Source organism: Nonomuraea sp. NPDC000554 (genome assembly GCF_040300065.1).
In the GTDB taxonomy this organism is placed as follows: domain Bacteria; phylum Actinomycetota; class Actinomycetes; order Streptosporangiales; family Streptosporangiaceae; genus Nonomuraea.
The window spans coordinates 398,595-411,887 of sequence record NZ_JBEPDC010000005.1; the positions used below are offsets into that span (position 1 = coordinate 398,595).

11 protein-coding genes and 1 pseudogene are annotated in these 13,293 nt (G+C 70.5%); 2 read left to right on the forward strand and 10 right to left on the reverse strand.

What is annotated here, in order from left to right; all coding sequences use genetic code 11:
- Positions 1-86: 86 nt before the first annotated feature.
- From rocD to ABT294_RS13125, 3 genes are read right to left on the reverse strand one after another with little or no spacing between them, the layout of a single operon-like run.
- Entirely contained in the window at positions 87-1,295 is a 1,209-nt protein-coding gene (rocD, locus tag ABT294_RS13115) for an ornithine--oxo-acid transaminase (protein ID WP_350805629.1), read from the reverse strand.
- A 1-nt stretch (position 1,296) separates the two neighbouring features.
- Positions 1,297-2,169, reverse strand: coding sequence for a dimethylargininase (gene ddaH, locus ABT294_RS13120; RefSeq protein WP_350805706.1), 873 nt, complete (start codon positions 2,167-2,169; stop codon positions 1,297-1,299).
- A 45-nt stretch (positions 2,170-2,214) separates the two neighbouring features.
- A complete protein-coding gene (locus ABT294_RS13125; protein WP_350805630.1) occupies positions 2,215-2,700 on the reverse strand; it encodes an Lrp/AsnC family transcriptional regulator in 486 nt (161 codons plus the stop codon).
- 93 nt (positions 2,701-2,793) lie between these two features.
- Between ABT294_RS13125 and ABT294_RS13130 the strand changes: the two are divergent.
- Positions 2,794-3,288: pseudogene (locus ABT294_RS13130) on the forward strand (glycoside hydrolase family 1 protein); the annotation flags it as partial.
- Positions 3,289-3,325: 37 nt separating this feature from the next.
- On the opposite strand, the gene ABT294_RS13135 reads toward ABT294_RS13130, so the two are convergent.
- From ABT294_RS13135 to ABT294_RS13155, 5 genes are all read right to left on the reverse strand, one after another.
- A complete protein-coding gene (locus ABT294_RS13135) occupies positions 3,326-4,654 on the reverse strand; it encodes a sensor histidine kinase (RefSeq protein ID WP_350805632.1) in 1,329 nt (442 codons plus the stop codon).
- Complete coding sequence (locus tag ABT294_RS13140; RefSeq protein WP_350805633.1) at positions 4,647-5,309, reverse strand: response regulator transcription factor; 663 nt, start codon at positions 5,307-5,309, stop codon at positions 4,647-4,649. The genes ABT294_RS13135 and ABT294_RS13140 overlap by 8 nt, the downstream gene beginning before the upstream one ends.
- Positions 5,310-5,353: 44 nt before the next feature.
- Positions 5,354-7,252 carry a glycoside hydrolase gene (locus tag ABT294_RS13145; RefSeq protein WP_350805634.1) on the reverse strand — a complete coding sequence of 633 codons (1,899 nt, stop codon included), beginning with the start codon at positions 7,250-7,252 and terminating at the stop codon, positions 5,354-5,356.
- A gap of 164 nt (positions 7,253-7,416) precedes the next feature.
- Positions 7,417-8,364, reverse strand: a complete 948-nt coding sequence (locus ABT294_RS13150) for an isopenicillin N synthase family dioxygenase (RefSeq protein WP_350805635.1) — start codon at positions 8,362-8,364, stop codon at positions 7,417-7,419.
- A 111-nt stretch (positions 8,365-8,475) separates the two neighbouring features.
- Complete coding sequence (locus tag ABT294_RS13155; RefSeq protein WP_350805638.1) at positions 8,476-9,870, reverse strand: glycoside hydrolase family 16 protein; 1,395 nt, start codon at positions 9,868-9,870, stop codon at positions 8,476-8,478.
- 171 nt (positions 9,871-10,041) lie between these two features.
- On the opposite strand from ABT294_RS13155, the gene ABT294_RS13160 reads away from it, so the two are divergent.
- The gene (locus ABT294_RS13160) at positions 10,042-10,881 is read left to right on the forward strand and encodes an alpha/beta fold hydrolase (protein ID WP_350805640.1); all 840 of its coding nucleotides are present in this window, start codon (positions 10,042-10,044) and stop codon (positions 10,879-10,881) included.
- A gap of 66 nt (positions 10,882-10,947) precedes the next feature.
- Here ABT294_RS13160 and ABT294_RS13165 read toward each other — a convergent pair whose 3' ends face one another.
- Together ABT294_RS13165 and ABT294_RS13170 are read right to left on the reverse strand one after the other, a co-directional pair.
- Entirely contained in the window at positions 10,948-11,667 is a 720-nt protein-coding gene (locus tag ABT294_RS13165) for a DUF5941 domain-containing protein (RefSeq protein ID WP_350805641.1), read from the reverse strand.
- Positions 11,664-13,172: a CDP-alcohol phosphatidyltransferase family protein gene (locus ABT294_RS13170; RefSeq protein ID WP_350805644.1), complete on the reverse strand. Its 1,509-nt coding sequence runs from the start codon at positions 13,170-13,172 to the stop codon at positions 11,664-11,666. Before ABT294_RS13170 ends, ABT294_RS13165 begins: the two co-directional genes overlap by 4 nt.
- Positions 13,173-13,293: the final 121 nt, after the last annotated feature.

The following is a 13,293-nucleotide window of genomic DNA, read 5'->3' on the forward strand; positions in this document are numbered from 1 at the left end:
TCAGGCACACGCGGGGTGGCACGGCTCGCACCCTCTGGGCTGCGAGCCGTGCCGTTTGCCGCCTGTGGCGTGGACTACCTGGGGGACTACCTGAACGAGGCGATCGCGTCCGCGAGCCGGTCGACGGCCCAGAGGAGGTCCTCCTCGGAGATCACGATCGGCGGCGCGAGCCGGATCGTGGAGCCGTGCGTGTCCTTGGCCAGCACGCCGCGCGCCATCAGCGCCTTGGAGACCTCGCGGCCGGTGGCCAGCGACGGGTCGATGTCGACGCCCGCCCACAGCCCGCGCCCGCGCACGGTCACCACGCCGTCGCCGATCAGCTCGCGCAGCCGCGCGTGCAGCAGCTCGCCGAGCCTGGCGGCCCGCTCCTGGTACTCGCCGGTGTTCAGGAGGTCGATCACCGCGTTGCCGACGGCGCAGGCCAGCGGGTTGCCGCCGAACGTGGAGCCGTGCTGGCCGGGCTGGATCACGCCGAGCACGTCCTTGTTCGCGGCGATCGCCGAGACGGGGACGACGCCGCCGCCCAGCGCCTTGCCCAGGACGTAGACGTCCGGTACGACGCCCTCGTGGTCGCAGGCGAACGTCCGCCCGGTGCGGCCGAGCCCCGACTGGATCTCGTCGGCGATCATCAGGACGTTCTGCTCGGTGCACAGCTCGCGCACCTGCGTCAGGTAGCCGTCCGGCGGCACCAGCACCCCGGCCTCGCCCTGGATCGGCTCGACCAGCACCGCGACCGTGTTCGCGTCGATCGCCTCGCGGATCGCCTCGACCGAGCCGTACTTCACGATCCGGAAGCCGGGGGTGTACGGGCCGAAGCCGCCGCGCGCGTCGGGGTCGGTGGAGAAGCTGACGATCGTGGTGGTGCGGCCGTGGAAGTTGTCCTCCATCACGACGATGTTGGCCTGGTCCGGCTGGACGCCCTTGACCTCGTAGCCCCACTTGCGGGCCACCTTGATCGCGGTCTCCACGGCCTCCGCGCCGGTGTTCATGGGCAGGATCATGTCCTTGCCCGTGAGGTCGCCGAGCCCGGCGCAGAACCTCGCGAACTGGTCGTGGTAGAACGCGCGGCTGGTGAGCGTCAGGTTCTTCAGCTGCTCCTGGGCCGCCTCGATGATCTTGGGGTTGCCGTGGCCGAAGTTGAGCGACGAGTAGCCGGACAGGAAGTCCAGGTACCGCACGCCGTCGACGTCGGTGACCCACGCGCCGTGCGCCTCGTGGATGACGACGGGGAGCGGGTGATAGTTGTGCGCGCTGCGGCGCTCGCTGGCCTCGATCAGCTCCGCGCTGGTGCTCATGTCAGTTGTCCCCCCTGATCTCCAGTGTGCAGCACTTCGGGCCGCCGCCCGCCTTGCGCAGCTCGGACAGCTCGACGGGGATCACCTCGTACCCACGCCGCTTCAGCTCCAGCTGGAGGTCGGAGGCTTCGGAGTTGATGATCACGTTCGTGCCGTCGCTGACCGCGTTGAGGCCGAGCACTTCGGCGTCCTCGCGGGTCGCGAGCACCGCGTCCGGGAACAGCCGGCGGAGCACCTCCTGGCTGCCCTGGGAGAAGGCGTCCGGGTAGTAGGCGACGTTCCGGCCATCGAGTGAGAACAGCGCCGTGTCGAGGTGGTAGAAACGCGGGTCCACCAGCGTCAACGAGATCACCGGCCGCCCGAGCGACTCCTGTGCCTCCTGGTGCGCGGCGAGGTCGGTGCGGAAGCCCGTCCCGGCCAGGATCACCTCGTCCAGGGTGAGGAAGTCGCCCTCGCCCTCGTTCACCTGCGTCGGCTCCGTCACCGGGTAGCCCTTGTCGGCGAACCAGCGCAGGTAGGCGGGGCCCTCCGCGGCGCGCTCCGGGAAGGTGAACCTGGCGCCGTAGACGCGTCCGCCGACCACGAGCGCGCCGTTCGCGGCGAACACCATGTCCGGCAGGCCCTCGACCGGATCGATCAGGCTGACCTTGTGCCCGAGGCTCTCGTACGCCGACTTCAGGCCCTCCCACTGCCGGATCGCCACCTCGCGGTCGGCGCCCGCCTCGGGATCCATCCACGGATTGATCGCGTACTCCACCGTGAAGTAGTCGGGGCGGCACATCAGGAAGTGCTTGGGCATGCAGGTCTCCGTCGTGGTTGTCGGGGGATGTCCCGAAGGGGGACGGAGACAGCCTAAGAAAGTACGTTTATGCAGGCCAAGCGGTCGGCATTGCGTGTTGGCGGTGTTTCGTTGCGAGTCTCACGCACTGACGCCCGATCTGTTGCGCGCGTCCGGAAGGGCCGCGCCTGTGGGCGTCTCGATCAGCCTCGACAGCACGATCGCGCTCTTCGTGCGCACCACGAAGGACTCGGCCGCCAGCCGCTCGATCACCCGCTCGACGTGCCGCACGTCCGTCGCCCTGATGTGCAGCAGCGCGTCGGCCTCGCCGGTGATGGTGGCCGCGCCGACGACCTCCGGGAACCTGGCGACGGCCAGCGCGATGTCGGACGGCTTGGTCTTGCCCTGGCAGAACAGCTCCACGTACGCCTCGGTGGTCCAGCCGAGCGCCTGCGGCGCCACCCTGGCGCTGAACCCGGTGATCGCGCCCGCCTCGCGCAGCCGGTCGACCCGCCGCTTGACGGCCGACGCGCTCAGCCCGATTTGGTGCCCGATCTCCGCGTAGGTGGCGCGGGCGTCCTCCACGAGCGCGGCGATGATGTCACGGTCCAGCCTGTCCAGTTCCACGCGCTCTGTATATCGCCTCGCCGCGGTGGCGCGCGACGCGCCAACCGGGGCAAACTTGCGATCATCGGCCCTCGGCGCAGGAGTTCTCGTCAGATGAGCACAGCAAGATTCCCGGACGGTTTCGTCTGGGGAGTGTCGGCTTCCGCGTACCAGATCGAGGGAGCCACGGCGGAGGACGGCCGCGGACCCTCCATCTGGGACACCTTCACCGGCACCGGCGACCCCGCCTGCGACCACTACCGCCGCTACCCCGAGGACGTCCGGCTGATGAAGGACCTCGGCGTGTCGGCCTACCGGTTGTCCGTCAGCTGGTCGCGGGTGCTGCCCGAGGGCTTCGACCGCGTCAACCCGTCCGGCCTGGACTTCTACGACAGGCTGCTGGACGAGCTGCTGGCCGCCGGCGTCACCCCGTACGTCACCCTCTACCACTGGGACCTGCCGCAGGCGCTGGAGGACAAGGGCGGCTGGACCGCGCGCGACACCGCGCACCGCTTCGCCGACTACGCCGGCGTCGTGCACGGCAGGCTCGGCGACCGCGTCGGCACCTGGTTCACGCTGAACGAGCCGTGGGTGCCGCGAGTTGCGGGAAGACCTTGGAGACCTTTGAGACACGGCTCCACTGGCGTCACCCCCCTGCATGCTCCCCGGCCGCCCATGTGAGACGAATGATCGTGCCGCCACCGGATGGGCTCTCCGCTGTGACCTCGGCGCCGTGGGCACGCGCGACCTGCTGCACGATCGCGAGGCCGAGCCCTGATCCCGGCAGTCCCCTGGCCGCATGGGCGCGGTAGAAGCGGTCGAAGATCCGCGGCAGGTCCTCCTGGGCGATGCCGGGGCCGTGGTCGCGTACGGACAGCCGACTCTGGCGCAGCCGCACCTCCACCCGCCCGTCGCCGAACTTCGCCGCGTTGTCGAGCAGGTTGTTGATCGCGCGTGCCAGCCTGCTGCGCACGCCGACGAGCTGTGTGGGGTCGAGTGACACGGCGAACTCGACCTGCGGCCAGTTGCGCCGGGCCCTGGCCACGCAGTCGGCCACCAGGGTGTCGAGGCGCAGCTCCTGCAGGTCGGTGGGCGCCTCCTCACCGCGTGCGAGCTCGATGAGGTCGTTGACCAGGGCCGACAGCTCGAGAGACTGCCGGCGCAGCGCACTGCTGACGCGGGAGCGCTGCTCGGGCGACAGATCGCGCTTGAGCAGCTCGATGTTGGCGCTGAGCGAGGTCAGCGGGGTGCGCAGTTCGTGTGAGGCATCGGCGATGAGCTGCCGCTGCGCGGTGAGCGAGCGGTCCAGCTCGCCGAGCATCGTGTTGAAGCTGGAGGACAGTCTGGCCACTTCGTCGACGCCGTGGACCTCGATGCGGTGGGAGGGGTCGCGGGTGGCCGCGATCGTCTCGGCGACCGAGGTGAGCCGGGTAATGGGCCGCAGCCCTGTGCGGGCGACGAAGTAGCCGGCGAGGCCCGCCGTCAGGATGCCGCCGCCGCCGAGCGCCAGCAGTGCCGCGCCGATGCGCTTCATCCCCCGCTCGGCCGCGTCCGACCGCACGGACGTCATGATGGCGCCGCCGCCGTGGAGAGGAGCAACGTAGCTGCGGATCGGCTGGCCGCCGAGCGTCCCGTCGACGAACAGCGGTCCCTTCTCACCGCGTGCCACCTGACGTGCCGGCTCTGGCACGGTGGGCGCGCCGGAAACCGGTTCCATCACCCCGCCCCCGGGCCGAAGGAGTTGGACGCATCCGGGTGAGGCCAGGTGGCCGCACTGGCTCGGCTCCCGGAGGTTGCCTGCCTTGACCTGGAGCTGGACCCGCGTGGACGTGCGTATGAGACTGAGGTCCAGCTCGCGGTTGAGTTCCCTGCCGACGATGAGGTAGGCGGCCCAGGTGAGCGCGACGACGACGACGGCCACCGCGAGCGCGGCCGTCGCGGCCAGGCGGGCGCGTATCGGCGCGTTCCTAGGCATCGCGCAGCACGTACCCGACCCCGCGAACCGTGTGGACGAGCCGGGGCTCGCCGAGCTTGCGTCGCAGGTAGCCGATGTAGACCTCGAGCGAGTTGGTCGACGGGTCGAGATCGTAGCCCCACACCCGGTCGACGATCAGCTCACGGGTGAGCACCTGTCCGGCGTTCACCATCAGCAGTTCGAGGAGCGCGAACTCGGTCCTGGTCAAGTCGATGACGCGGTCCCCGCGCCTGCCCTGTCGTGAGCGGGTGTCGACGGTCAGGTCGGCGAAGGCCAGCACGTCGGCGGACGCCGGATAGGCGCGGCGCAGCAGGGCGCGCAGCCGTGCGAGCAGTTCGCTCACGTCGAAGGGCTTGAGCAGGTAGTCGTCCGCGCCCGCGTCGAGGCCGTCGACCCTGTCGGCGACCGCGTCGCGGGCGGTGAGCATGAGGATCGGCACCCGATCGCCCACCGCGCGCAAATGACGGCAGAGAGCCAGCCCGTCGAGCACGGGCATCAGCACGTCGACGATCATCGCGTCCGGCTGCCAGCCGACGGTCAGGCCGAGCCCCTCGCTGCCGTCGGCGGCGACCGTCACCTCGTAACCCTCGAGCTCCAGGACGGTGGAAAGGGCCTCGGCCACCTCGACGTCGTCATCGACCACAAGAACCCGCATCCGACCTCCTGTGTTTCTGCGGTGCTGGTCCGTCATGTCCTGTTCTAGCGGGCGGCACACCACGTTTCCGGCCGCATGGCGTTCCTGGCGGCCGTCACGCAGCCCGGCGCGAGACCGTGGTACGGCCGCTCGCCGAAGTTCGCGGTCACCGTGAGGTCGCCGAACGTGGTCCGCTGCACGAGCCGGTCCGAGCTCAGCCAGGCGAAGCCGGTCATCGGCCGCGTCATGGTGTCCCGGTGAACGCGCGAGAACGCCTGCTGCAGCCTGGCGATCTCCGGCCCCCGCTGTTCGAGGGTGGAGCCACTCAGGACGAAGTTGAGCGGCGTGCCGTACAGCATGGACATGAGCGCCTTGGTCCGCTTGACATTGGTGATCTTGTAGTAGTCGAGGTCCCAGCGGTCCAGGTTGACGACCGCGTCGTGGAGGACCGTCCCGTAGAGGGGGACACGGTAGCGCGGATCGTACATGGCCTTGGCGGCTTCGGCGGGCAGCTCCACCGGCTTGAAGAAGAGCCCTGGGGCGTCCTGCGGCCAGTAGCCGCCCCAGTTCTGCTTGTCCCTGCGCAACGGCCAGAGGAACTGCAGCGACGGCGTGGTCGAGCCGTGGCTGAACGCCAGCACCTGGTTGGCCCAGCCGGCCGCCGCCTCCGAGCCGAGCACCAGCTTGCGGTCACTGGACAGGTAGCGCATGCGGGCGATGCGGTTGGCCCGGTCCTGCTCCTGTGTCATGCGGTGGCTGGGCGTGTGGTCGTCGAACAGTTCCCCTGCCGCGTCGACGTCGAGGAAGTAGCTGTTCGCGCCGTTGGCGGCCATCGTGTCGACCCGCTCGGCGATGACCTCACGGGGCAGCGCCTGGGAGCTGAGGTAGCAGCCGCGCCCTCCGAAGCCGTCCTTCGGCCTGCCGTCGGCGTCGTGGACGCAGCCGTCCGGCCACAGCCTGCCCGGCCATTTCGACACCGAGGTGTCCGCGGTCTTCGGATCCTGGGCGTTGGCCCAGCTGTCGTACGGGCCCACGAGGTAGCCGGCCTTCTTCGCCGCCTGTACCGCCTGCCGGGACATGCCCTTGCCGTCGGCGTCGTAGCCGAGCCACATCCGGTCGATCCCGAGCTCGTGTAGCCGCCTGATGGACCGCGGGGAACGGGCGTCTCCCCACAGGTAGGCGTGCACGGCGCCCGCCAGCTTGGCCACCTCCGGGTTGGCGCGGATCTTCTCCTTCAGCGTGGTGAGCCCGCCGTGGCTGATGACCCAGCGCCGGTAGTCGGCGGCCTGCGCCACGGGAGAGTCGCCGGTGAGCGCGACCTCGACGGTGTAGGACGGCGCCGTGGCGAAGTCGTGGGACGCGGTGGCCTGTAGCCGGCCACCGGCCGATGCGACGGCCAGGTTGGTGCCGATGTCGGTCGGGGTGATGTAGGCGGCGCCGTGTCTGCCGATCGTGGCGCCCCAGAAGGGCATGAGAAGGCCGCTGCCCAGGTCGGTTGTGCGGGCGTTCCACCAGGGATCGGCCACCGGGAGCGACAGCCCTTCACCGCTGGGCAGTTGGAGCGAGGTCGTGGCGGGGTCGGCGCCGGTCACCGGCCAGGCCAGGGTCCCCGTCCGGGAGCGGACGTCGACGACCAGGCGGCCGTCGCGCGGGCGGACACCGACGCTGAGCCCGCGCTCGGGGATCTCCCAGCTCGCCTCGCCTCGTGCGATCCTGGGACGCGATGCGGAGCCGAGGCCGTCGACGGCGGACGACAGCAGCAACTCCTGTCCGTCATCGGTTGTCGCCGTCACCTTCAACGAGGCGGGCTCGACCTTGGCCTCCCCGCCGGCGAGCGGCACGATCAGGGTGTCACCTGCCAGTCGCATCGGCCCCTCACTCGCCGTCGCGGCCTGCGGCGCGGTGCCACAGCCCACCGCCATGACCCCCGCCAAAGCGGTCCCCACGAGCTTCGTCATGTTCATGGCGACACTCTGCGCACCCGCGCTAAGAGTTTCCTAAGAGGCCCTCCACTCACCGGGTGTTCCACCAGGCGCCGCTCGACAGAACCGGCAGTCGTTCGGCGCGGCCGCTCCACGTCGAGCACCGGGCTTCGTGTCACCCGGGGAAACGCCCTGAACCAGGCCGGCTACAGCTCCCCGGCGAGCTGCGGGAAGACCTTGGAGACCTTCGCGATCAGGTACTCGCCGTAGGTGCCGGTGAAGGCGCGCAGGTCCTGGCCGTCCCAGCGGGCGCGCCCGCCCGGGGTGTACGGGAGCGGCGGGACCTCGCTGTGCCAGCCGGGGTCGAAGAAGAACGGGAAGCTCAGGCGGTCGTTGCCGCTGAGGTTGCGGACCCGGTGCGGGGTCGAGCGGTACAGGCCGCCCGTGAGCTTGTCGAGCATGTCGCCGATGTTGCAGACGAAGGTGCCCGGCAGCGGGGGCGCGTCCGTCCAGCCGGTGGAGGTGTGCACCTGGAGGCCGCCGTTGGAGTCCTGGAGCAGCAGCGTGAGCAGGCCGTAGTCGGTGTGCTCGCCGACGCCCCACGCGTCGCTGTCCGGCGGGGCGGGCGGGTAGTGAAATATCCGGAAAAGGATGGTGGGGTCGGCGGTGTAGCCCGTGCGGAAGTAGTCCGCGTCCAGGCCCAGGCTGAGGGCGATGCCGGACATCACGGTCTGCGCGACACCGGTCATCTCGTCCAGGTAGCGCAGGACGGCGTCGCGCAGCTCGGGCACCTGCTCGGGGAACAGGTTAGGGCCGTGCAGCGGCAGGTCGCCCGGCGGCTCCTCGGCGCCGAAGTAGACGCCCTCCTTGAGGTCCGGCCTGCCCGAGGTCAGCTCGCCGCCGACCGGGAAGAAGCCGCGCCAGGCCCGGCCGCCCCGGTCCATCGAGATCTCGTTCTTCGCCTCGACGGGCAGCGCGAAGAACGTCCTGCTCGCCGTGTCGAGCCGGGACAGCAGCTCTGGTGGCACGCCGTGGCCTGTGACGTAGAAGAAGCCGCTGTCACGGCAGGCGGCGCCGATCTCGTCCGCCGTTGCGTGGGCCGCGTCCCCGTCCGTGAGAAGGGGCGCGATGTCGATCACCGGCAGTTCGCTCACAACGGCATTGTTCCGCAATCGTGACGATCAGCACCGACATCCAGGGGCTGAGAACCCGAAAGACGCCGGCCACCTGGAGAGGCCGCGCCCGAGCCGGGCGCGGCCGTGTGGTCACGCGGTCGAGAAGGTGAACCAGTTGACGTTCACGAAGTCGGCCGGTTGGCCGCTGCTGAACGTCAGGTAGACCGTGTGGGTGCCCGTCACCGGGGAGATGTTCGCCGGAACCGTCCGCCAGCTCTGCCAGCCGCCTGTGTTCGCCAGCGCGAAGTCCCCGATCGGCGCGGCCGTCGGGCTGTCGAGCCGCACCTGGATCAGCCCGCTCACGCCGCCCGCCGCACCGGAGGCCACGCGGGCCTTGAACTGCCTGGCCGCCTCGCTGCCGAAGTCCACCCGGTCATAGCGCAGCCAGTCGCCGTTGGCGATGGCGCCGACGTTCTGCCCGCCGCCCGTGTCCGTGGTCGTCTCCACCATCGTGCCCGCCTGCGCCTGGTAGCCCTCGGCCTGGATGGTCGAGCGGGCGTCCACGCCGCCGCCCGGGGGCACGGTGGGCCCGCCGCTCTGCCAGACCGCCACGTAGTCGACCAGCATGGACCGCCCCGGGACGGTCGCCGCGGTCGGTGTCGGGCCGCCCAGCGCGTCCGGGAACGCCCCGCCCATGGCCAGGTTGAGCAGCAGGAAGTAGCCGCCGTGACCGGTCATGCCGTTCCAGGTGCCCGCGTCGAACTGGGCCTGGCTGACGCTGTGGAACTGCTGGCCGTCGACGTACCAGCGGAGCTGGTTCGGGCTGACGCTGCGGTCCCATTCGAAGCGGTAGGTGTGGAACGCGGACTGACAGGTGGAGCCGGGGCAGGCCCGGTTGTTGCCGAGGCCCGTGGTCTCGTTGCACGGCCCGCCGGGGTTGACGCCGCAGTGCAGCACGCCCCAGACCGCGTTGATGCCGTTGACGTTCTCCATGATGTCGAACTCGCCGATCCCCGGCCAGTTCCAGTAGTTCCCCCTGTACGGCGAGCCGAGCGCCCAGAACGCGGGCCAGTAGCCCAGCGCCTCCTGCCCGGTCACGTTCGGCATCTGGATGCGGCCCTCGATCCGCAGGACACGCCCGTCGGCGGGCTTGAAGTCGGCCTTTCTGGTCTCGATGCGCGCCGACGTCCACTCGCCCGAGCCGCTGCGCTGCGCGGTGACGCGCAGGTTCCCGCCGCCGTCGAGGCTGAGGTTCGAGGCGCTGGACGTGTAGTTCTGGATCTCGCCGGTGCCCCAGTTGGCGGGGCCGCCGGGATACGCGTGCCCGGTGTCGACGATCCAGTTCGCGGACGACGGCGCGGAGCCGGACGGGCCGTCGAAGTCGTCCGACCAGACCAGCGACCAGCCGGAGGGGGTGGGGGGCACGGCGGCGGAGGCGCTCACGGCCACGTAGACCAGCAGGCTGCTGACCATGCTCACCACTGAGCCCACCACCGAGGCGACCACGGCCAGCCGACGGCGGCGCGTGGGTTGTCGAGATGTCATCGCTACTCCTGGGGGATGCGAAGGGCGATGAGAGCGCTCTCTCACGCGACGTAAACACACCCTCAACGCCCTGTCAACAACCCGTCAGGCCCGATCAGAGAGCGCTCTCCAATCTGGCCCGGCGAGATACTCGGTTGCCGTGGCAGGAACCCCGTTGACAGGATCTCCGCCATGCCGACCTACTCCGCACATGATGGAACCCACCTCGCCTACCACGTGTACGGAGAGGGCGTCCCGGTGATCTGCCTGCCAGGCGGCCCGATGCAGGACTCCGACTACCTCGGTGAACTCGGCGGCCTGTCGGCGCATCGGCAGTTGGTCATGGTGGACTTCCGGGGCACAGGCCGGTCCGCGACACCGGAGGACGCCTCCTCCTACCGTTGCGACCGCCTCGTCGACGACGTCGAAGCCCTGCGCGTCCACCTCGGCCTCGACCGGGTGGACCTGCTCGCGCACTGCGCAGGCGCGAACGTCGCGGCCCTGTACGCGGCCCGCCACCCCGAGCGCCTCGGCAGGCTCGCGCTGATCACCCCGAGCACCGTGGCCGTCGGCATCGCGGCCACCGGGGAGGTCCGGCTCGCGACCGCGCGGCTCCGCTCGGACGAGCCCTGGTTCGCAGCCGCCTTCGCGGCTCTTGAATCGATCGTCGCCGGCAACGCCACCGACGACAGGTGGCAGGCCATACAGCCCTTCTTCTACGGCCGATGGGACGAGGCCGCACAAGCCCACCAGGCCGCCCAGGACGGCCATCGCAACGACGAAGCCGCGGCCGCCTACGGCGCGGAGGGCGCGTTCGACCCGGACGCCACCCGCGCGGCGCTCGCCGCGTTCACCGCGCCGGTGCTGCTGCTCGCCGGAGAGGTCGACCTGAACACCCCTCCGAGCGTCGTGGCCACCTTCGCCGAGCTGTTCCCGAAGGCCGAGCTCGTCGTTCAGCCAGGAGCGGGCCACTTCCCCTGGGTCGACGACGCCGACCGGTTCGCGGCGACGACCGCGACGTTCCTGAACTGAAGGTCACGGCAGACAGCGCGGGCGGGCGCCGGAGTCGGCGCCCGCCCGGGTGAGGTGCGTGTCGGGTCAGCCCTTGTCGGCCTCGCCGGTGGCCTGCTCCAGGGCGTCCTCCGGGGACGCCTCCAGGTCCTGCTCGGCGTCGGCGCCCGCCTGGGCGGACGCCTTGTCGAGGCGCACCCAGCTGGTCACGCTCTCCACCGCGAACAGCACGAACAGGTACGCCGTCAGCACCGCGAGCACCGGCGTGAGGACGTCGAAGGCGGCGGCGACGCCGATGATGAGCAGCCGCAGCTCCCAGCCGAGCCCCGCCTGGAAGACCCAGGCGGGCGGCCAGATGCTCTGCCGGGTGCGGTAGACGGTGTCGTAGGTGTGGTAACCCACCACGTACACCAGGACGAACAGCAGCCACTTGGGCGCGCCGGCCTGCAGCGCCACCACGATCATGGTGAGGAACTCGGCGCCGCGCAGCAGCGGAGGGGTGAGCCAGTCGAAGCGGCTCAGGTGGTCGCGCGGCGCGGTGGGCAGCACCAGCACCAGCATGATCAGCGGGGGCAGCAGCAGCATCGGCCCCGGCTTCAGCAGGCCGGCGGCGGCGACCACGGCGATGACGAGCAGGGCGGCGAGGGTGGCGGGGACGGGCGGCAGGCCCTTGCCGAGCTTGCCGGCCAGCGCGTGCACGAGCGGGCCGTCGTCGCGGTAGGCGAGCAGGCGGGCGGTCTGGACGCGGCGGCGTTCCTCGTCGGGGTCCGGCGTGGAGGTGGCGGCGGCCTGCGGGTGGGTGATCATGCGAGCGACCTCATGAGGCGTCCGGTGAGGGTGTAGGCGGCGGCGACGGTGCCCCAGATCACCAGCGTGAGGAAGGTGATACGGGCGTCGAAGAGGGCGGCGGTGATCGCGATGGCCGCGAACCGCTCGCCGATGGGGAAGACGATCATCTTGCGGGCCCAGTGCACGGCGCGGTACTTGCCGGCCTTGGACCACATCTTGAGCAGACCGCGGATGCCCTGGCTGCGCTCCTCCTTGCGGCGCACCAGCGCCTTGCGGAGATCGCCGTCGGACGGGGCGTCGAGCGCCAGCGTGGGGAGCTGGGCCGGCGGCTTGCGGCGGTTGGAGATGCCGAAGGAGAAGTCGAGCAGGTGACGGACTGACTGGAGGCCGATCGCGGCGAGCGCGAGGATCCAGATGTCGTCGCCGTTGCCGGAGACCACCCAGCCGACGGCCAGGCCGGCGAAGACGACGTACTCCTTGAACCGGTCGAAGGTGGCGTCGAGCCAGGCCCCGAGCACGCCGAACTTGCGGGCGTAGCGGGCGACCTGGCCGTCGACGCAGTCGAAGACGAAGGCGAAGTAGATGAGCACGCCGCCCGCGACCATCCACGGCCGGTCGCCGGTGGCGAAACAGGCCGCGGCCAGCACGCCCAGCGTGATCGAGATGAGCGTCACCTGGTTGGGCGTCAGGCCGCGCCTGGCCGCCCAGCGGGCGATGAAGCGGGAGTAGGTCGAGACGAAGTACGTGGTGAAGAAGCCGTCGGCGCCCTTGACCGCGTTGTTGAGCCTGGCGCGGTCCTCGTTCATCCCGGCCATCTCGGCGCCCGCCTCGTTGACCTCCTCCTGGGTGGTGACCCGGCGGTAGAACAGGTCGCGGCGGCCGCGCAGGCCCACCGACACGCCGTTGCGCACCAGCCCGAAGACGATGATCTGCACCAGGTCGTCGTCGGGGCCGAACCGGTCGGCCATGGCGGCCAGCTCACGGCAGGTCTCGGCCAGCATCGGGGCGTTGCGCAGGCTGATGTGGAGCGGGCCCAGCATCACCGCGTTGGGCCTGGTGACCTGGTGGTTGGCGGTGCCGACCGAGACGATGCGCGACTTGCCGGCACGGGAGCGGACGGGCAGCCCCTCGAGCCGGTTCATGCCGATCTCCGGCTCGGCCTCGTCGATGGGGACGATGTCCTCCTGCACCTCGTCACCCGCCTCGGGGCGCGGCTCCTTCGCGATGAGCGCCAGCGCGCCGCGTTTGGCCTTGGTGATCTGGTAGATCAGCTCGTCGTGGACGACGGAGTTGTCCGGGATGATGAAGAGGTTCTCCGTTGCGGACTCTGCGACGTCTGCCACGGCGCGCAGCGCGGCGGCCACGTCACCGGAGGGGATCGTGGCGGGCTGCGGATCCAGGGAAACGAGCTGGCTGCGCAGCCGCTCGGCCACGGTGGGATTGCCAGGCAGCGCGGCCAGCCTCAGGCCGGTCGGAGCGGTGTCGGGGCTGGGCGAAGAGCCCAGCAGGACCACGCGGGTCATGACTCCCTTTCGAGGCGGTAGCGGGGGGTTGAACGAGGCGGTAGCGGGGGGTTGAACAACGGGTGGTGCGGGGACTGGCGTCAAAGTCTAGTGAGGGTTGCGCAAAGTCGTGTCAACAGTG